This window comes from Cellvibrio sp. BR, assembly GCF_000263355.1.
Taxonomy (GTDB): Bacteria; Pseudomonadota; Gammaproteobacteria; order Pseudomonadales; family Cellvibrionaceae; genus Cellvibrio.
The window spans coordinates 1,053,593-1,073,994 of the sequence record NZ_JH668200.1 but is presented as its reverse complement, the minus strand read 5'-3'; the positions used below and the strand labels follow the sequence as shown (position 1 = coordinate 1,073,994).

At 50.2% G+C, this 20,402-nt stretch carries 20 protein-coding genes; 12 read left to right on the top strand and 8 right to left on the bottom strand.

Translation table 11 applies throughout. From position 1 onward, the window contains the following. Positions 1–69: 69 nt before the first annotated feature. From uraD to xdhA, 4 genes are read right to left on the bottom strand one after another with little or no spacing between them, the layout of a single operon-like run. The gene (gene uraD, locus O59_RS04445) at positions 70–576 is read right to left on the bottom strand and encodes a 2-oxo-4-hydroxy-4-carboxy-5-ureidoimidazoline decarboxylase (RefSeq protein ID WP_007639920.1); all 507 of its coding nucleotides are present in this window, start codon (positions 574–576) and stop codon (positions 70–72) included. Between the two features lie 34 nt (positions 577–610). Next, positions 611–1,471 carry a xanthine dehydrogenase accessory protein XdhC gene (xdhC, locus tag O59_RS04440; protein WP_007639918.1) on the bottom strand — a complete coding sequence of 287 codons (861 nt, stop codon included), beginning with the start codon at positions 1,469–1,471 and terminating at the stop codon, positions 611–613. Further along, on the bottom strand, positions 1,471–3,867 hold the full coding sequence (gene xdhB / locus O59_RS04435; RefSeq protein ID WP_040391176.1) for a xanthine dehydrogenase molybdopterin binding subunit: 2,397 nt from the start codon (positions 3,865–3,867) through the stop codon (positions 1,471–1,473). The genes xdhC and xdhB overlap by 1 nt, the downstream gene beginning before the upstream one ends. Further along, complete coding sequence (xdhA, locus tag O59_RS04430) at positions 3,860–5,479, bottom strand: xanthine dehydrogenase small subunit (RefSeq protein ID WP_081489629.1); 1,620 nt, start codon at positions 5,477–5,479, stop codon at positions 3,860–3,862. The genes xdhB and xdhA overlap by 8 nt, the downstream gene beginning before the upstream one ends. 103 nt (positions 5,480–5,582) lie before the next feature. On the opposite strand from xdhA, the gene O59_RS04425 reads away from it, so the two are divergent. From O59_RS04425 to O59_RS04400, 6 genes are all read left to right on the top strand, one after another. After that, the gene (locus O59_RS04425) at positions 5,583–7,142 is read left to right on the top strand and encodes an ABC transporter ATP-binding protein (RefSeq protein ID WP_007639910.1); all 1,560 of its coding nucleotides are present in this window, start codon (positions 5,583–5,585) and stop codon (positions 7,140–7,142) included. Further along, positions 7,132–8,211, top strand: a complete 1,080-nt coding sequence (locus O59_RS04420; RefSeq protein ID WP_007639908.1) for an ABC transporter permease — start codon at positions 7,132–7,134, stop codon at positions 8,209–8,211. Before O59_RS04425 ends, O59_RS04420 begins: the two co-directional genes overlap by 11 nt. A gap of 29 nt (positions 8,212–8,240) precedes the next feature. Then, on the top strand, positions 8,241–9,155 hold the full coding sequence (locus O59_RS04415; RefSeq protein WP_232283034.1) for an ABC transporter permease: 915 nt from the start codon (positions 8,241–8,243) through the stop codon (positions 9,153–9,155). Between the two features lie 44 nt (positions 9,156–9,199). Continuing rightward, on the top strand, positions 9,200–10,285 hold the full coding sequence (locus tag O59_RS04410) for a BMP family ABC transporter substrate-binding protein (RefSeq protein WP_007639904.1): 1,086 nt from the start codon (positions 9,200–9,202) through the stop codon (positions 10,283–10,285). Between the two features lie 75 nt (positions 10,286–10,360). Further along, entirely contained in the window at positions 10,361–11,119 is a 759-nt protein-coding gene (locus O59_RS04405; protein WP_081489649.1) for a TetR/AcrR family transcriptional regulator, read from the top strand. Between the two features lie 9 nt (positions 11,120–11,128). Then, on the top strand, positions 11,129–12,508 hold the full coding sequence (locus O59_RS04400) for an 8-oxoguanine deaminase (RefSeq protein WP_232283033.1): 1,380 nt from the start codon (positions 11,129–11,131) through the stop codon (positions 12,506–12,508). 44 nt (positions 12,509–12,552) lie between these two features. On the opposite strand, the gene O59_RS04395 is transcribed toward O59_RS04400, so the two are convergent. Continuing rightward, entirely contained in the window at positions 12,553–12,849 is a 297-nt protein-coding gene (locus O59_RS04395) for a hypothetical protein (protein ID WP_040391171.1), read from the bottom strand. A 435-nt stretch (positions 12,850–13,284) separates the two neighbouring features. Between O59_RS04395 and O59_RS04390 the strand changes: the two genes are divergently transcribed. The 4 genes from O59_RS04390 to O59_RS04375 all read left to right on the top strand — a co-directional run bounded on the left by O59_RS04390 (position 13,285) and on the right by O59_RS04375 (position 15,088). Next, a complete protein-coding gene (locus O59_RS04390; RefSeq protein WP_007639899.1) occupies positions 13,285–13,938 on the top strand; it encodes a DsbA family protein in 654 nt (217 codons plus the stop codon). A gap of 68 nt (positions 13,939–14,006) precedes the next feature. Further along, positions 14,007–14,252, top strand: a complete 246-nt coding sequence (locus tag O59_RS04385) for a type II toxin-antitoxin system CcdA family antitoxin (RefSeq protein WP_040391170.1) — start codon at positions 14,007–14,009, stop codon at positions 14,250–14,252. After that, positions 14,252–14,569: a CcdB family protein gene (locus tag O59_RS04380; RefSeq protein ID WP_007639896.1), complete on the top strand. Its 318-nt coding sequence runs from the start codon at positions 14,252–14,254 to the stop codon at positions 14,567–14,569. Before O59_RS04385 ends, O59_RS04380 begins: the two co-directional genes overlap by 1 nt. A gap of 99 nt (positions 14,570–14,668) precedes the next feature. Continuing rightward, on the top strand, positions 14,669–15,088 hold the full coding sequence (locus O59_RS04375; RefSeq protein ID WP_040391168.1) for a group II truncated hemoglobin: 420 nt from the start codon (positions 14,669–14,671) through the stop codon (positions 15,086–15,088). Positions 15,089–15,112: 24 nt separating this feature from the next. Here O59_RS04375 and O59_RS04370 read toward each other — a convergent pair whose 3' ends face one another. After that, on the bottom strand, positions 15,113–16,741 hold the full coding sequence (locus O59_RS04370; RefSeq protein ID WP_007639890.1) for an RNA polymerase sigma factor: 1,629 nt from the start codon (positions 16,739–16,741) through the stop codon (positions 15,113–15,115). A 198-nt stretch (positions 16,742–16,939) separates the two neighbouring features. Between O59_RS04370 and O59_RS04365 the strand changes: the two genes are divergently transcribed. Beyond that, entirely contained in the window at positions 16,940–17,521 is a 582-nt protein-coding gene (locus O59_RS04365) for a CIA30 family protein (RefSeq protein WP_081489627.1), read from the top strand. 100 nt (positions 17,522–17,621) lie between these two features. After that, entirely contained in the window at positions 17,622–18,809 is a 1,188-nt protein-coding gene (locus O59_RS04360) for an acyltransferase family protein (protein WP_050976938.1), read from the top strand. A 96-nt stretch (positions 18,810–18,905) separates the two neighbouring features. Here O59_RS04360 and O59_RS04355 read toward each other — a convergent pair whose 3' ends face one another. Next, positions 18,906–19,838 (bottom strand): alpha/beta fold hydrolase, encoded by a 933-nt coding sequence (locus tag O59_RS04355; RefSeq protein ID WP_007639882.1) that lies wholly within the window; start codon positions 19,836–19,838, stop codon positions 18,906–18,908. A 58-nt stretch (positions 19,839–19,896) separates the two neighbouring features. Then, complete coding sequence (locus O59_RS04350; protein WP_040391165.1) at positions 19,897–20,328, bottom strand: organic hydroperoxide resistance protein; 432 nt, start codon at positions 20,326–20,328, stop codon at positions 19,897–19,899. Positions 20,329–20,402: the final 74 nt, after the last annotated feature.

Below are 20,402 nucleotides of genomic sequence, written 5' to 3'. Positions count from 1 at the left end.
CGTAAACTATAAGATTCTTAAATCACAATTTCGTCATATCCCCATGTTCGCGAGGATGACGACTCCCTTTTAACACTCCTGATCTTCAATCAAATTCATTAACCGAAGCGTGGTGATTTTCCCCTGCTCCAACGCACCATTAACCAGCTCCTGACTGCGCGAATTTGTGATGCGCGCTTTTAAGAGCGCCAACATTTCTTCTGCGGATTTACCACTGGCGCAGACAATAAAAATAAAACCATTTTGCTGTTCATACACCTGATTCAGCGTATAGAGTTCCTGAATAACTGCGTCACTCGCGGCCAACACTTGACCCTGCTCCTGGGTGGCGCGACCGGCATAACGGGAACGCAATAGTTCGATGTCACCAATACGTGCATGGCCGGAAAAGGCTTCCAGAATTTCGCTTTCGTTGGCGCGCGCCCAGACTTGCTGCGCAGCGATTAATAAATCCTCGCACTGTGCAAAAGGGCGACGTGCCGATACCGCTTCTGCCCAGTGCTGGCAATGACAGCAGCCGTACAGTGCACTTACCGCATCCACCGCAGGCAGGTGATTAAATTCATCCAGCTTCATGATTTATTTCCCCAGCAAACATTCAGTACACCGACTATTCGCATAAAATTGCCGTGGTTTTTTGTTGTTGCAGGATGGTTTTAATATCGCGCCAGGAACTGGAGGTTCCCGCTTGCGGTGCAGCGGTCTGGTAATACAAACTTTGCAATTGCGCCGCAATGGATACCGCGACCTCCATTGGCAATTTGCCTTTCACTTCTGGCAAGCCAATCGGGCTGTGAATTTTTTCTATTGCTGTATCAGCAAAACCAGCATCACTTAAACGTTTGCGAAAACGCAGTGCTTTGGTTTGCGAACCAATCATGCCTGCATAGGCCCAACGCTGATCGGATAACAGGGTTTTACACAGCGCAAAATCCAGTGTGTGATCGTGAGTAAAAATAATTGCCCAACAATTGTCGGGTAACTGCACGACTGCTGCAGTGGGGTCACTATAAAATTCGTAACGGCAATTCGCGGGCAGCGGCGCTGCCATTAATTCCGGGCGATTATCAATCACCCGCACCTGACACGGCAGCCCGGCGAGAATAGTGACCAAGGATTGACATACATGGCCCGCACCAAACAGCGCGATTTGCCAAGCACAGGCCGCAAAACATTCCAACATCACCGTGACATTGCCACCGCAACATTGCGCTGCCTCTGCCGCGAGTGGAATCGCTTTTAATACCTGGCAATTTTTATTTTGCGCGAGCAATTCACGCGCTTGCTGCACCAGCAAAAACTCCAACTGACCGCCACCAATAGTGTCGTAGGTGGCGTCCGCCGCAATCACCATTTTGCTGCCACCATCGCGCGGGGTTGAACCCTGGGTATTAATAATGGTGGCGATCACATAGGCGCTACCGCTTTGCTGGCAGTGTTGAATCGCGGCTGACCAATTAAGGATTGCCATTACACGCCTCCTTGATTCGCTAAACTATTTTGCTGTGCACTTGCTGCATGTGCCTTATTAAATTCCGCGCACTCTTGCAGCGCCCAATAAATTCGCTCGGGCGTTGCGGGTGTATCCAAACGTGGGCTGAATTGATAATCGGTTGTGCTACTGCACGCATCGCGTAATGCTGCCCATACTGAGATCGCGAGCATTAGCGGCGGTTCTCCCACGGCTTTGGATAAGTGAATGGTATTTTCGAGATTGGGCTCATCAAATAATTCCACAGTGAATTTTTCCGGCACATCAAACGCGGTGGGAATTTTGTAATTGGCTGGACTGTTGGATATGAGGCGGCCTTTTTCATCCCACAATAATTCTTCCGTAGTGAGCCAGCCCATGCCCTGAATAAATCCACCTTCAATTTGGCCAATATCAATGGCTGGGTTAAGCGATTTACCCACATCGTGCAGCACATCAATTTGCTCTACTTTGTATTCGCCGGTTAAACAATCCAGCGTGACTTCCGCTACTGCCGCACCGTTGGAAAAATACAAAAAAGGTTGGCCTTTGGCTTTGGCGCGGTCGTAATAAATTTTTGGGGTGCGGTAATGGCCGGTGGCCGAGAGCGCAACACGATTGAGATAAGCCAATTTAATAAATTCAGCAAAACTCATGGCCTGCTCGCCCAGCACCACTTGGTCCTGCGCAAAACTAATTTGAGCTGCGTCCAACTGAAAATGCTCAACCGCAAAGGCAATTAAATCCGCTTTGATTTTGTCGCACGCATCTTTGGCGGCCATGCCATTTAAATCGGTGCCGGATGACGCCGCAGTAGGCGAGGTATTGGGCACCTTATCGGTACGAGTGGATGACACCATCACCCGCTGCACACTGACATCAAAAGCGCTGGCAACAATTTGTTGGATTTTGGTATACAACCCCTGACCCATTTCCGTGCCGCCGTGATTTATCAACAAGCTGCCATCGGTATAAATTTGCAACAGCGCACCGGCTTGGTTGAGATGTTTAGCGGTAAATGAAATACCAAATTTTACCGGCGTCAGTGCCAAGCCTTTTTTCAAGGTGCGATGGGTTTTATTGAATTCGGTGATAGCAACGCGGCGTGCGCGATAGTTTGAACTTTGCTCCAACCGTTCGATTAACGCGGGCAGTACATGCTGCTCAATTTTTTGCCCATAGGGCGTTTCATCGGCACCGGGTTGGTAGAGATTGGTTTTACGAATATCGAGCGGATCTTTACCTAAATAACGCGCAATATCTTCCACGATGGTTTCAATCGCCATCATGCCTTTAGGGCCACCAAAACCGCGAAAGGCGGTATTGGAAACCGTGTGAGTTTTGCAGCGCAAACCAAGAATGCGGGCGTTATTTAAAAAGTAGGCGTTGTCTGCATGGAACATGGCGCGGTCGACAATACCTTCCGATAAATCGGCAGAAAAACCACACTTACCGGCGAGCAACATATCCACACCGAGCAATTTGCCTTCGCTAGTAAAACCGACCCGCCAGCGATTTAAAAAATCGTGGCGTTTGCCGGTTTGTACCATGTCGTCGCGGCGCGGCATGCGGTAGCGCACCGGGCGACGGGTGCGCTGCGCAAATAAGGCGGCGATACACGCAAGCGGTGCCGCCTGACTTTCTTTACCACCAAATCCGCCACCCATGCGCCGCACTTCTGCCACGACTAAATGAAACGGAATAGCCAAGACTTCAGCGACTAATTTTTGCAATTCGGTGGGATGTTGCGATGAGCTGATCACATGAATGCCGCCGTCTTCCGTTAGCCGCGCTTCACTGATTTGCCCTTCCAGATAAAAATGTTCCTGCCCGCGTACATAAATTTCACTGCTTAAGTGATGCGGAGCGACGCTAATACTCGCATCGGGATCGCCGAGCAATAATTGATGTTGTGGCAAGACAAAACTCTGTTCGGCGAGTGAATCCTCCACGGTTAATTGCGCAGGTAATTCGTCGTATTCAATGCGCGCTAACAATACCGCACGCTGCGCCGCTTCAAAACTGGTGGCCGCCACCGCATAAATAGGTTGGCCGATAAATTCAACGAGTTCGCCCGCCAGCAAGGGATCGCCGGAATACACCGGCGCGACATCGACCTTGCCGGGGATATCACTTTGTACAATGACATCGATCACGCCGGGCGCATTTTTTACGCTGGTTAAATCCAGCGTGCGAATACGCGCGTGGGGTTTAGTGGACTGACCAGTGGAGACAAATAAAGTGCCGGGAAGTAGCGGCAAATCATCCACATATTCGGCGGCGCCGCGCACATGTTTGTGTGCCGATTCATGCGCAGTTGAGTGACCAACACCACCGTTGGATGCTGGCGCCACAATAGCCGGAGACAATTCAGAATTGGTAATTAATCTACGCATGGGCAAACAACCTCGTTTCAATTTGATTGCCCGAGGCTTCTGCAGCAAATTCGTAACAGGATTTTTTAAGCAGGTTGCACGCCATGGCCATGCGGTACTCAGCGCTGGCACGCACATCACTCAGTGGTGAAAATTCACTGCGCAATACATCGCATGCTTGTTCGAGAATATTTTCATCAACCACACCATTAACATACCAATTGGTATTCGATAAAAATTGTTCGGTGGCACTGGCACGTTTTGGAATCGCCGCCATACCGCCAAAGGCAATGAAAAATTCGTTCGTTGTTTTTCCGCTCCAGCAAAATGCACCCATCACGGCGGAGATATCGTCTTCATAACGCTTGCTGATTTTGAACAGCTTCAATGGTTTTGCTAAGTGCGCGCGGTTGATATAAATGCGCGCCAGGTATTCACCGGTCATCAAACTGGTTTTTTTGTAATCGCGATAAAATTGCGTCAGCTTTTCACGGCGTACTTCACCGCGCCCATTCACAATTTCCACTTCCACATCCAGCGCCAATAAATACGGCGGGCTATCGGCGATGGGCGATGCGTTGCAAATATTGCCCCCCAAGGTGCCGCGATTGCGAATTTGCCGTGAACCCAAGCGCCCGAGCAGCGCAACAAATTCCGGCGAGAGATCGCGCAGGGACTTTTCCAACTGGCTGTAACACACCGCCGCGCCGAGAATGACTTCGCGCTCATTGATCTCGATCTGCTGTAATGTCTCCACCCGATTCAGATCAATCAAGTGCGCCAAGGATTTGTACTGCTGGGTAACCTCCAGCATTAAATCCGTACCACCGGCCACCAAACGCGCGTGGGGATAGGCGTGCAATAGTTGCTGCAACTCCACTTCGGTGTGCGGCTGCCAATAACTGCTGCCATCACCCTGTAATAGCGACGCGGCAACAGGCGCCACCGACTCAGGGTTTTTGCCCGCTAAAGGTGCATTCGGCACCCACTCTTGCACAAAACTGGCCACTTGGGCAGGTTTTTTAAGGGCCACCATTCCCGCCGTGACAATGGGGCGATAACCGGTGCAGCGACACAGGTTTCCGGAGATAGCATCAATCACCGCCGCGCGCTGTACCGCATCCTCCGCCTGTGCCAAACGCTCGCCCTCATTGAGCTGCAAGTTGGCTAGCGACATCACAAAACCGGGGGTGCAAAAGCCGCACTGGGAGCCGTGGCATTCCACCATCGCGGCCTGTACCGGGTGCAGGGAATCCGCGCTGTCGGCCAGTGCCTCCACGGTAAAAACATGACAATCCTGCAGGCTGCCGAGCGGGCAAATACAGGCGTTCACCGTGCTGTAGGCCAGGCCCTGCGGGCTGGGGCGCCCAACAATCACCGTGCAGGCGCCGCAATCACCGGAGGCACAGCCCTCTTTGGTACCCATCAATTGTTGACCGCTGCGAAGGTAGCGCAACAGCGTCATATCTGCTGCCGCATCCACACCTTCAACCGGTTTATTGTTCACCACCAACCGCACAATACCTCCTCCACTTGCCTGCCTTGCACGGGTATTACACCCTCGCTGGCACGGCAAAAAAATCGAACCTGCCAAGGCCAAAGCAAAAGTCTGGCCAAACAGACAATTTTTCATAGGTTTTTTGCAAAGCGCGGTTTATGGCAGTGAATGGCATGCAATTTGCTCAACCCGACTTATCTTTTTGTCCAGATAGTCAGGTTTATGAGCGAGTTGATTTATGTCTGAAAAAAAGGCCATGCGCCTTGAGCTATTAGCGCTCACCAAGGCTTACCCCGGCTGTATCGCCAACGACAGCGTGAGCTTGCAGGTTGAACCGGGCGAGATCCATGCGCTGCTCGGCGAAAACGGCGCCGGTAAAAGTACCTTGATGAAAATGATTTACGGCGTGGTGAAACCCGATGCCGGGCAAATGCTGTGGAACGATAAAGAAGTCAGCATTAGCGGCCCCGCCCATGCGCGCCAATTGGGGATGGGCATGGTGTTCCAGCACTTTTCCCTATTTGAAACCCTGACCGTGACCGAAAATATCGCGCTCTATTTAACGCCGGCCGAATACGGCAATTTGGAGCGGTTGCGCGAGCGCATTATCGCGGTGGGCGATGAATATGGCCTGGCGATAAATCCTGACCGCTTGGTGCACAGTTTGTCGGTGGGCGAACAACAGCGGGTGGAAATTATTCGCTGCCTGCTGCAGGACATCCAACTGCTAATTCTTGACGAACCCACCGCCGTACTCACGCCGCCGGAAGTGGCACAGCTGATTGCGGTGCTGAAAAAACTTGCGCGCAAAGGGTGCAGCATTTTGTTTATCTCGCACAAATTGCACGAAGTGAATGCACTGTGCGACAAGGCCACCATTCTGCGCGGTGGCAAGGTCACCGGCACCTGTGTGCCAAGTGAAACCAGCCCCACCCAAATGGCGCGCCTGATGCTGGGCGATGAGTTGGAATTGCAGGGTTCCATGCCAGCAGGCAGCGCCGGTGAATGCCTGCTCGCGCTCGATAAAATTACCGTGAAGCCGCGCGATGCCTTTGCGATTCACCTGCAAGACATTCAACTGCAGTTACACTCGGGCGAAATTCTTGGCCTTGCCGGTGTGGCCGGTAACGGGCAAGACGAACTGGTGGATTTAATCAACGGCGAACTGCGCAGCGATAGCGGCAGCCTGTTATTGGGCGGCAAAGATATTGGCCAACTCGGCGTACAGCAGCGCCGTCGCCTGGGCATGGGTGTGGTGCCCGCCGACCGGATCGGGCGCGGTGCGCTGGGCAATATGAGCCTGACCGAAAATAATCTGCTCACTGGCTACATCAACCAAAGCGGAAAATTCGGCTGGCTGAATTGGCCGCTACTTAAAACCCGCGCCACCGACATCATCGCCAAATACAAAGTCAAAGCGACCGGCGCCGATGCCAGCGCCAAAAGTCTCTCCGGCGGCAACCTGCAAAAATTTATTATCGGCCGTGAAATTCTGCAAAACCCGAAGGTGCTGGTGTGTTTTCACCCGACCTGGGGCGTGGATGTGGGCGCGGCGAATTTGATTCATCAGGAGCTGATCAAGCTGCGCGATAAGGGCGCGGCGATTTTGGTGATCAGCGAAGATTTGGATGAATTGTATTTATTGGCCGATCGCCTCGGTGCCCTGTGCGGCGGGCGCCTGTCACCGTTGGCAGCTAAAGCGGAGGTGCCTCTGGGGCAACTCGGCCAGTGGATGACCGGCAACTTTGGCAGCCACCTCGCTGACAACACAGCAGCGGAGGTTGCCCATGCGCATTGAGAAACGCCTGCAAGACTCCCGCGCGATGATGTACCTGTCGCCCCTGCTCGCCCTGCTGCTCACGCTCGTCTCCGGTGCGCTGTTGTTTGCGTTGCTTGGGCGCCCGCCGCTGGGCAGCCTCTACACCTTTTTTATCGCACCGATTAGCGATTTGTACGGCCTGTCGGAACTCGCGGTAAAAGTCACCCCGCTGTTGCTCTGTGCGATTGGGTTAACGCTCTGCTTCAAAGCCAAAATCTGGAATATCGGCGCCGAAGGCCAGTTTGTATTTGGCGCGCTGATTGGCGGCGCAGTGAGTTTGCAGTTGGCGGATAGCGAAGGCGTTTGGGTGCTGCCGGTGATTATCGCCAGCGGCGCCTTGGCGGGTTTGGTCTGGGCGGGCGTTGCTGCGCTCTTGCTCACGCGCTTTAACGCCAATGAAATTCTCACCACCATCATGCTCAACTATATCGCCGTGAACCTGTTGCTGTGGGGCGTGCACGGCCCGCTCAAAGACCCGGAAGGGCTCAACTTTCCCGAGTCCGCGCTCTTTGCCAGCCAGACCTTGTTGCCGGTGTTGTTTGAGGACTACCGCGTGAGCATCGCCATTTTTATCGCGCTGTTTATGTTGGTGGTGATTTGGGTGGTGCTCACCCGCACCCTGCTCGGCTTCCAACTGCGGGTGATGGGCGAGAACCACAACGCCGCGCGTTTCGCCGGTTTTAACGGCAAAAAACTCATCTGGCTGCTGCTGTTATTCAGCGGCGCCATGGCCGGTATTGCCGCCATTTCCGAAACCAACGGCCCGGTGGGGCAACTGATTCCCACCCTCTCGCTGGGCTACGGTTATGCCGCGATTATTGTGGTGTTTATGGGGCGCATGCACCCGCTCGGCATCCTGCTGGCCAGTTGTCTGTTAGGGCTTACTTACCTGGGAGGCGAGATGACGCAAATCGATCAGGGCCTGCCCAAGTCCATCACCGGATTATTCCAGGGCATGCTGCTGTTTTATTTGCTGGCCTGCGACCTGCTGATTAGCTATCGCCTGGTGCCCGGCAGCAACCAAACAATAAAAGAACACAAGGTATAAACGAAGGGTATAGATGTATGGATATCGGCATGTTTGAAAACATTCTCTTCGCCATGGTGCGCACCGGTACGCCGCTGCTACTGGTGGCCTTGGGGGCGATGATGTCGGAGCGCGCCGGGGTATTAAACCTGGGGCAGGAAGGCATGATTCTGGTGGGCGCGGCCTGCGGGTTTATCGCCGCTTACGCCGGGAGCAGCCTCGGTTGGGGTGTGCTTGCGGCGGTGGTTTCCGGGGTAGTGGTGTCGCTGTTGTTTGCGTTTATCGCGCTCACGCTGATTTCCAACCAGGTCGCCACCGGCCTTGCACTCACTATTTTTGGCACCGGCCTAAGTGCGTTTTTGGGTGCAGGTTATGTCGGCCAAACCATCACCGGGTTTAACACGGTGAAAATTCCGCTGCTGGGCGATATCCCGCTGATCGGCAAAGCGCTGTTTGAGCAGGACTTATTGGTCTACCTCGCGTTTGCACTCTTCGCCGCCGTGTTTGTGGTGATGCGTTATACGCGGCTGGGATTAATTATTCGCGCCGTGGGCGAAAATCCCGATGTCGCCCACGCACTGGGTTACAAAGTTATGCGCGTGCGCTACGGCGCGGTAATGTTTGGCGGCGCCATGGCCGGTTTGGCCGGTGCCTATTTGTCGCTCGCCTACACACCCATGTGGTCGGAAGGTATCGCCGCCGGGCGCGGTTGGATCGCCCTCGCGCTGGTGGTATTTGCCAGCTGGCGCACCGAGCGCATTTTGCTCGGCGCCTGGTTGTTTGGCTTCGCCAGTATTTTGCATTTGTTATTGCAAGGTTATGGCTACGAAATATCGCCCAACCTGCTCGCCATGCTGCCCTATGTGGTCACCATTGTGGTGCTGGTACTCATGATGTATCGCCAACAAAACCAGGGCTTATTTGCCCCGCGTTCACTCGGGCAGCCGTGGCATTCACCGAAATAAATTGTTTGTTAATGATGCTAAATCGCTAAAAAAGAGGAACCACCATGACGCTGTTAACCCGCAAAAAATTTCTCCGTGTGCTGGGCGCCACGGCGGCACTGCTAACGCTGAGCGCCAATGTATTTGCCGCGCCGCTGAAAGTCGGCTTTGTGTATGTAAGCCCGATTGGCGATGCCGGTTGGACTTATCAACACGACGAAGCGCGCAAAATTGTGCAGCAAGAATTTGGCGATAAAATCGAAACCACTTTTGTCGAAAGTGTGGCCGAAGGTGCCGATGCCGAGCGCGTGATTCGCAACATGGCCTCACGCGGTTACGATTTAATTTTCACCACCTCCTTCGGTTACATGAACCCCACCATCAAAGTGGGCAAGATGTTTCCCAAAGTAAAATTTGAACACGCCACCGGTTATAAAACCGCCGCCAACGTCGGCAATTATCAAGCGCGCGATTATGAAGGCCGCTTCCTCGCGGGCATGATTGCCGGTGCCATGAGCAAAAAAAATGTGATCGGTTATGTGGGCGCATTTCCCATTCCCGAGGTGATTCGCGGCATCAACTCCTTTATGCTCGGCGCCCAGGTGATGAACCCGGACATCAAAATGAAAGTGGTGTGGGTCAATACCTGGCACGATCCAGCCAAAGAACGTGAAGCGGCGGAGAGTTTAATTTTGCAAGGCGCCGATGTAATCACCATGCACACCGATTCTGCGGCAACCATTCAAGCGGCAGAGGCGAAAGGGGTTTATTCGGTGGGCTTTAATTCCGACATGAGCGCCTACGGCCCCAAAACCCATTTGACCTCATCCACGCAACACTGGGAATCCATTTACCGCGCAAAAATCCAGGCGGTATTGGATGGCACCTGGAAGCCGGAAGCGATTTGGCACGGACTGCGTGAAGGTGTAGTAGCACTATCGCCCATGAACCCCCTAGTGCCAAAAGAGGTTGTGGAGAAAATGGAGGCGTATAAAATGGAAATTGTCGCGGGCAGCCGCGCTGTGTACCAAGGGCCTATTTACGATCAAGCCGGTGCATTAAAAGTTGCCGAGGGCAAAACCCTGAGCGATGAAGAATTGCACCAACAAAACTGGTACGTAAAAGGCATAGAGGGGAAAATTCCGCAATAATTGCCTGGCGCGCGGCACGAATTTATGCGCTGCCAGCGCGCCACCAATAAAAACATCCAGCGAGAAACAATAACAATGGCCATTAAGACCACCGCCGAAAAAAAACCTGCCGCCACGACAAGCAGCAAACAAGGAACCGGAAAAACTATGGCAAGCAAACCAGCAGAAGCCCAGCCGGAGTTTAACCCCACTGAAACGCCCACCGGCAAATACAAACCGGGCAAAATTCGCGACCGCAACCTGAGCAATATTATTAACGCCGCCGAAGAAGAATTTGTGCAAAACGGTTTTCGCGGCGCCAGCATTCAAAATATCGCCGACCGCGCGGGCATTCCCAAAGCCAACGTGCACTATTATTTCAAAAGTAAAACCAATTTATATGTCGCGGTGCTGGATAACATTATTAATTTATGGAACGACCTGCTCGGTGAAATCACCGTGGATGATGACCCTGCAGAAGTATTGGATCGTTTTATTCGCAAAAAGGTTGAGCTTTCCTACACCAACCCCCGCGCATCAAAATTGTATGCGATGGAAATGATTCAAGGCGCACCGCATTTAAAAGGTTATATCCGCACCGAGATGCGTCAATTTGTACGGCGCAAAGCGCAGATTATCGAGCAGTGGATCGAGCAGGGCCGCATGGACAAAGTTGACCCCATGCATTTGATCTTTTTAATTTGGGCCTCCACCCAACACTACGCGGATTTTGATGTAAAAATTCTCACCGTCATGAACCGCGCAGAATACGAACCGGACATGATTAAAGATATTTCGGATTTTTTAAGCCAAATGATTTTAAAAGGCTGCGGCCTGAAACCACCGGTTAAGTAATCAACACCCATGACAATGATTTCATCAAACAGCAACACTCTTTGGCTTAAAAACCCACGCGCCTGCTGGACAGGCAATACACAAGACGCCAGCAATGGCCTGGTGATTCAAGGCAATAACATTATCGAATTGGTCGCCGCCGGTGCTACACCGGCCAGCACCTACGATTACAGTTTTGATGCCTCCGACCATGTCATTCTGCCCGGCCTGATTAATTGCCATCACCATTTTTACCAAACGCTCACCCGCGCATTGCCGGGTGCACTCAACAAAGAATTATTTCCCTGGCTACAAGCGCTCTACCCCGTGTGGGCGAATTTAAATGACGAGGCCATTTTTGCCTCCACACAATTAGCACTGAGTGAATTATTACTCTCCGGCTGCACCACCGCCGCGGATCACCATTACGTATTCAGCAGCATTATGCCGCACGCGATAGACGCACAAGTCGCCGCTGCAAAAACCATCGGTAATCGCGTTACCTTAACACGCGGCTCAATGAGCCTCGGCCAATCCAAAGGGGGTTTGCCGCCGGATTCAGTAGTGGAGAGCGATGAAAAAATCCTCAGCGAAAGCGAGCGCTTGATTAATAGCTATCACGACACCAGCGAAGATTCTTTTTGCAAAATCGCACTCGCCCCTTGCTCGCCTTTTTCTGTAACGCCCGATTTAATGCGCGCAACCGCCGTGCTCGCGCAACAAAAAGATGTGTTGCTGCACACCCATCTCGGCGAAACCGAAGATGAAAATAATTTCTGCCTGAAACAATTTGGTATGCGACCGGTGGATTATCTGGACGATGTAGGTTGGTTAAACAACCGCGTCTGGCTCGCCCACGGCATTCATTTTAATGAAGAAGAAATTGCACGCTTAGGCCACGCCTGCGTCGGCGTCTGCCACTGCCCCAGCTCCAACATGCTGCTCGCCTCCGGCATGTGCCACACCCGCGATTTACAACGCGCAGGCGCACCAGTCGGTTTGGGTGTGGATGGCTCCGCATCCAACGACGGCTCCAATATGATCCAAGAAGTCCGCCAAGCCATGCTGCTACAAAAACTGCGCTACGGCTCCGCAAACTTCACGCATATCGATGCACTAAAACTCGCAACCTCTGGCAGCGCAAAATTACTGCACCGCCCCGAACTCGGCGAATTAGCAGCAGGCAAAAAAGCCGACCTCGCACTATTCTCCCTAAACCAACCCCGCTTCTCCGGCCACGGCGACCCACTCGCCGCATTAATTTTATGCGGCGCCCACAAAGCGGATTACGTGATGGTTGCTGGAGAATGGAAAGTGAAAAACGGTGAGATGGTGGATGTGGATATTAATGATGTGATGGCACGGCATGGGATTGCGGCGAAGCGATTAAGAGAGATGGCTGCAAATTAAAATCCAGAGCGGTTTGCCAACATGCGTCTCGAATCTTAGTTAATCTATACAACCCCCAACCTTAAAATCTCCTCCTTCAGTTCTTCAGGGATGTTAACCCACGTTGTTTCTTTACAAACCTGAAGCTGATGCGATTGCTCTTTTACAACCGAAATTATTTGAGTGTACCAATGAAAATACGACCACTCTCTCGGCTTTGGAGAATAGAGGTATTTTTTCTCCGAACACCAACCAATTTCCATCGCCTCACGATAAATATACGGGAAAGCTGCAAATACAGGGATAACATAAAGCCTTCCCTCTTCGTCAATTCCAACTTCTACTATTTTGGTATGTATCATAATTTTGCGATTCTCAATCTGAATCTATTTTTTATTAGGCGGAGCCCAATTAGGCCTTAACCCAAGCTCATACTCTTCGCGCACCTTTATAAGCGACTCTTCATCCCCCATATCTGCCTCGGCTTCACCAACACAACCCCAGCAATTACCGCCACAATCAACAGATAAAGGATCTTTAGGGTTGTTCAACTCCCGGCCACAAATTCTACAGCTTAATATTTTTAGTGCCATTAACGACTAATCCCAAAATTAACTTTATTGGAAGATTGATTAAAATAATATGCCGATCAATAAAATGTATATAAGCGATCTGCAATAAGAACGTTAAAGCAATCGTAATTACTACAATCCAATTCAATCAATTACTGAAGATTACAGCAAATTCAGCATCGATTGGGTTTACAATTGAATTAACTCAGCACACAGGCTTACCCCATGACCACCACCCCAAACAAACTGCGCATAGACATAGTGTCCGATGTTGTCTGCCCCTGGTGCATTATTGGCTACCGACAGTTGGAACGCGCCCTGACGGAAACTGGAACCGCGTATGAACTTCACTGGCATCCCTTTGAGCTGAATCCCGATATGCCTACAGAAGGCCAAAATTTGCGTGAGCATTTGGCAGAGAAATATGGTTCGACCAAAGAGCAATCGGACGCTAACCGAAACCATATAACGGCGGTAGGTGCCGAGTTGGGATTTGAGTTTCGTTTTACTGATGATATGCGCATGCACAATACTTTTAATGTGCATCAACTACTGCATTGGGCTGATCAACAAGGGCGCAAGCAGGATTTGAAACAAGAATTTTTTGCAGCGCATTTTACCCATCGCCGGAATTTGTCGGATGATGAAGTGCTGGCCGATGTCGCTGCAGAAATTGGCTTGGCACGAGACGAAGCTTTGGCTGTATTGCACGATCAACGTTTTGCCAATGACGTGCGCGCTGCCGAAAAGTTTTGGATAGATGCAGGCATTCGCGGTGTACCGGCGATGGTATTTAATCGCCGTCACTTGGTGACAGGTGCGCAAGGCACTGAGAATTACAAACAGATTTTGCAGCAGCTTGCAGAGGAAGCTAATTAGACAGTGAGCGCATTTGACCCAAGGGCGTGATGCGCATACCATATGCGCATCAAATGAAGGAGGTAATTATGCTTGCGCTATATGATCAAAACGCCCCAAAGAAACCCACAAACCTTAGTGTAAACAGTGACTTACTTAAAAAAGCCAGGGATTTGGACATTAACCTTTCCGCTGCTTTAGAACAGGCACTGACAGACCAACTAAAGGCCAAGCAAGCGCAGCAATGGCTGGAACAGAATAAAACGGCTATTGCGGCCTACAACAAATCTGTTGATGACAATGGCGTATTCAGCGATGGACTGCGGAGTTTTTGATGGCGCAATTTACGGTTTACCAAAACAAAAATTCGCAGAGCAATAAAGTATTTCCTCTGCTCCTGGATATTCAAACAAATCTGCTCGATTCGCTACAAACAACGGTGGTAGTGCCACTCAAAAAACTGGGAAGCAATAAAGATAAGGCGTTAACTCACTTAACGCCCACCATAAATATCGAAGGCACTGATTATTTAATACTGACACCTCAACTGGCAGGCATTCAACGCAAAGAGCTAGGCAAAGCCATTGCTAATGTTGAGTACGCAAGAACTGAAATACTCAATGCCTTGGATTTTCTGCTTACGGGCATTTAACAGAACCGTGCACAAATACTGCGTTTATATTTCTGCAGTATTCGACATACCAACACTGCAACAATAATTACCTTTCTTGTAATCGTTATAGGCTTCCAAATGTCCAACACTCCCCTCTACGGCTTTTCCGACACCTCCTTCCAGGCCGCTGGCGGGATCGACGGTATCCGCCAACTGGTTGATGATTTCTATCGGGAAATGGATGCGCTGCCGGAAGCGGTGATTATCCGCAAGATGCACAAAACCGATCTCAGCGAGTCGCGCGATAAACTCACGTTATTTTTGTGCGGCTGGATGGGCGGGCCGGGGCTTTATCATGAAAAATACGGGAGTATTAATATTCCCCGCGATCACGCCCATTTACCGATAGGTGAAGCGGAGCGCGATGCGTGGCTGTTATGTATGGAGCGCGCGATTGCCAAGCAAAATTATTCACCGGAATTTTCAACGTATCTTTTAGCTCAACTTAAAATTCCCGCTGAGCGGATTTTTGCGACGAGTAAAAAACCGGCAGTATAGAAAAATATAGCTGCAATCCGCGACTTATTTTTTCCTCATTCTCTGCCTCACTTTATTCGAATGCAAAACAGCAGGAACAATCACTAATATCGCAATCATAGCTAAAATCCAAAGATAACTTTGGCCCATGATGGTGAGGTTTACCATTTCACCGGCTTGTTCGTTGTTGATATGTTTTGCAAAAGCAAATGGCGCAATGGCCGCTTCATTCGCGATAGAAAAACCAATACCACTAAAAGCGCTATTCCAGCCAAGGGCGGAAAACGAAGCGTAGGCTTTATAGCCTATTGCTGAAGCGCCAAAGCCGATAACGCCAATGCCGATAGTGCCCAAGCCAAACAAGCCTATGCCCACGGCGCCGACGCTGATTAAACCAACAGAAATAATGCCGACACTGACAGGTGCAATCGCAACGCCGCCCCAGGCAAACAACATTCCATAGGCGTAGTCGCCACCGGCGATCCAACCTACAACAGGTTTGTCGCCCTGCTCCGGCATACCAAAACGAAAATGCAGCAAAGGAATTCCCGCGAGACAAAAACGGCTTTTGTATTCCCGTTGTTTTGCGCCGATTTGATCTGCCTCACCCTGAAATGCCTGCGGATTAAACAATCGTTCCTCAGCTCTGAGCTTGCGCATTCCGCGCAGCATACGAATTACCAGAACGATGTGACCGAGCACCATGCCCAATACCACAAGTTGCGAAATGGCGGCGTAAATACCTGCATTGCCAACATCATTCAACGCCATGTGCTTCAAACCAAACATAGCCAATATATAAATGATGGTGACCGCAAAAAAGAGTGCGGTATAGATGATGACGCAGTTGCGCTCGCGTTTAGTACGTGCTTGATCAAGACCTGATCTTATGCCAAAGAAAGAACTTACAACACCAGAGAAAGAAGCCAGAAGAACGATGATGCTAGCCCCCTTGAACAACGAACCGGTTTTCATCACGCCTGCGCCCATGGCTGCGGCTTTTACTGGCGGGGAAATACTGTTGATGGCCGCCATTACCGCTAGAGTAAACACCGCGCCCTGTGTACTTTTTGCGAGTGTATCCTCGACAAATATCACCATCGCTTTTTGCAGTAGCTTGCGCCCGCGCGACAAGCGTTGCTTCACTGTGTCTTCCGACAGATCTAACTGACTGGCGACATACTCCACCGAGCGATGCTCCCGGTAAAACAAAATCAAAGGTTCGCGATAAGTATCGGGCATTTTTTCCAGTGCCTGCCAAAGCAATGCCTGTTCTTGCGCACTGATTGCTGCATCTTCAACTTTTACCTGCGCCGAATGCCCACAGGCATGCTCATCTAACTCATCCAATTCATCGGCGCCCTTCACCGGCTGCGTCGCCTCTTTTCGACGAAAGTGGCTCGCTTTAAACCGCAGAATCCCGCACAGCCATGACTTTAATTTTTCCGGGTCATTGAGAGTGTCGAGTTTTTTCCATGCTTCGATAAAGGCTTCTTGTGCTATGTCCTCGCTGTGTTTTAAGTCCCCAACAGCTGAATAAGCCAGGGAACACAACAGGTTTTGGTAGCGCGCAACAATTTTACAAAAAGCATCGCGATCCCCCCCTAATGAGGCCATCACCAAGGCGGCGTCGCTCGTGTCAATGATGCGGTTTCGTTTTTTAAAAATACTCATGGCTCACTATCTCTACTCTGGAACCATTAAGTGCCCAGCTCCCCACTAAAGGTGACAAGGATTTTTCAATTATTTATCAAAAAAAAATCTGTCACCTTCTTTCTCTTATTAGGCACTTAAGTGTTGTGACGATCAGCAATCGCCACAGATTTTTTATCGGCATATTGAATATCCCCAATTACCTATGGAATACCCTTTATGAAACATCTTTTTAATAGACATCTTAGCCTAGTGGCAATACTCACTTTTTCTAGCGCCAGCTTTGGCGGGGGTTTGAGCCCGTTAATCGACGACTTTAGCGATGCAACCAATAACAACCTGGGCATTCCACGCCAATTTCTAAACGATACCCTTGCGGGAGGAAGTACGACAACTGCACAGGAAGTTGTGCAGGGCATTATCACCGCCAAGGGTGAAATTATCCCGCCACGCGGCCAGCCGGGTTGGGCAAGCATGATATTGCCTCTTGATTCACAAAGCCTGCCTAAAGATGCAAGTGCATTCGAAGGCGTGCGCCTGCTGATAAAAATCAACAGCGGCAGCATGTCAATTTCTGCCAATAGCACCGAGATCACCAATTTTGACTACCACGCCGCGCCCATAGCAGTAGCGGCAGATGGCAAATTCCACGAGGTAAAAATTCCCTTCGCCGCCATGAAACGCGCCTGGTCGGAACAGTCGCCGCTCAACACAAAAACCATCAACAGCCTGAGTATCGTCGCCTTTGGTTTGCAAAAAAGCGCGTTCGATTTTGCTCTGGACGAAGTGAGCTTCTACTAATCAAAAAGAGCAGAAACCCGGCAAATAGTATTGCCGGGTAATAACCGCGCAATAGCCCAGGCTCCATGCAAATCTCTATTCAATCAACTGAAACGACGCTATGACTATCTCATCACAACATAATGAGCGGTTCGACTATTTAGATGCAGCCCGAGCCTTCGCGCTACTGCTGGGAATTATTTTTCACGCCAGCATATCCTTCTTGCCTATTTTCATTGGCTGGGTGGTTATGGATATATCAACGAGTTCCATAGTGTCGATATTTATGATGATTAGTCACTCCTTCCGATTGGAATTATTTTTTCTGCTTGCTGGATTTTTCAGTCATATGACATTTCATCGCGACGATGTACCCGGTTTTTTGCAGTCGCGCTTAGTGCGCATTGCGATCCCATTTGTAATTGGTTGGTTTTTATTGCGCCCGCTGTTGGTTTCCGGCTGGATTATGGGCGCGGAAAGTATGCGCGGCGAAGTGAATATTTTAAATGCATTGCGGGCCGGTTTCGCCACACTGGGCGACTTACCAAAAGATCTGTTGGTTGGCACACACCTTTGGTTTTTGTATTACCTGTTATTGATCAGCCTGAGCATCGTATTAATGCATTATTTTTTTAGTATGCACAAACCGACAAAACAAAAAATAATTCAATTCGCTGACATTATCACGCATTGGTTGTGTAGCTCGCGCCTTGCTATTTTTGCGGTTGCAATTCCCACTGCAGCTTGCCTGTGGTTTATGAACCACTGGGGTATGGATACACCCGACAAATCACTGGTGCCGCACATTCCTGTAACGATCATCTACGGTGGATTTTTTCTTTTCGGTTGGCTGCTCCATCGCCAAACACATTTAATGGAGCGTTTTACTCGTTTAACTTGGGGCAAGTTCGCGCTCTGCTTACTCGCGATAGTTGCCGCTAACCTGCTCGCCAGTTTTGAAATGAAATTCGCACACCCGCATTATCAACTGATTAAAACCGGTTTTGTATTCAGCTATGCCATTATGATGTGGTCGCTTGTCTCGCTCACTATCGGACTCTTTAAGCACTTTCTTGATCGCCCGAGCAAAACTGTCCGCTATCTGGCCGACTCGTCCTATTGGCTTTACCTTATTCATTTACCTATCGTCATTTGGCTACAAATCGCCTTTGCCGAATTAACACTGCACTGGTCGATAAAGTTAGTCGCCATTTGCGCAATTACTATTGCATTATCCTTAGTGCTCTACGATGTATTGGTGCGATCAACCGTCATTGGAATGGTGTTGAATGGAAAGCGTAAGCCGTGAGTTAGGTGATGGTAATGGCTTACCTATTACAGAAACAAAAAAGAGAACTGAAGCCAAGCTCCAGTTCTCTTTTTTGTTTCTGCAATTCAGTGAACATTATTTCTGCTGTAAAAAATTCAACAAATCCTGATTCAAACGATCTTTGTGTGTATCCGCCAAACCGTGTGGTGCGCCGGGGTATACCAACAATTTTGCACCTTTAATCAAGGCCGCAGATGCTTTACCAGAGGTTTCAATCGGTACGATTTGATCGTCGTCACCGTGGATTACCAAGGTCGGTACATCAAATTTAGCCAAGTCACCTCTAAAATCAGTCGCTGAAAATGCAGCGATGGAATCATAAGTATTTTTTGCACCGGCCAGCATGCCTTGTCTCCAGAAAGATTGGATTGCACCTGCTGAAGGTTTTGCACCGGGGCGGTTGTAACCAAAGAAAGGGCCAGAGGCAATATCCAAATATAATTGTGAGCGATTTTCGTTGGAGGCTTTGCGTAAGCCATCAAAAACTGAAATCGGTAATCCGTTCGGATTGCTTTCGGTCTTCAACATAATGGGCGGCACGGCGCTGACCAGTACAGCCTTTTTAACTTGTTTGGTGCCGTGGCGGCCAATGTAGCGAGCTACTTCACCACCACCAGTGGAGAAACCTACCAGAGTTACATCATCAACATTGAGCGCGCTAATTACATCGGCCAAATCATCCGCGTAATGATCCATATCGTTACCATCCCAAGGTTGGCTGGAGCGGCCGTGGCCGCGGCGGTCATGCGCAACTACGCGATAACCTTTTTCTGCCAGAAATTGCATTTGTGATTCCCAGCTGTCGGAACTCAGCGGCCAGCCGTGGCTAAACATTACTACCTGGCCATTTTTTGGGCCCCAATCTTTGTAATAAATTTGTACGCCGTCGCGTGTGGTGACTGTGCTGGCAGTGTATTCAATTTTATCGGCAGCCTGCGCGTGCAGGGTGACAAAAGAGGTTGCGGTGGTGATTACAAAAGCGCTGAGTATGTGCATAAATTTTTTCATGATTAATCTCCAAATTAATTAAAAAGTTTCAAGGTTCAATAAGAAAGTGTGAATGAATTTAGTTTTCGATAACCACTAACTCGACATCGATATTGCCGCGTGTTGCATTCGAGTAAGGGCAAACCTGATGCGCTTTTTCAACCAGCTCTTGCGCTTGCGCCAATGGCAAACCGGGCAGAGAGATTTCCAATTTAACGCGCAGTGCAAAACCGGTTGGGATTGGACCTATGCCTACTTCTGCTGCGATTTGTGCGCTGGCCGGTATTTGCACCCGCGCCTGGCCAGCTACAAATTTGAGAGCACCTAAAAAGCAGGCTGAGTAACCGGCTGCGAACAATTGCTCGGGGTTGGTACCTGAACCGCCGGCACCGCCGAGCGCTTTGGGTGTGGAAAGTTGTACTGACAAAGCGCCGTCATTGGACTCTGAACGGCCTTCGCGGCCACCGGTTGAAACTACGTTTGCGGTATAGAGAATTTGTGAAGGTTTCATAATCTGCATTCCTGTTTGGATATTGGTTGAGGTTTGTTTGTTGCTGTTGACGAGGAGCATTGTGCTGGATATAT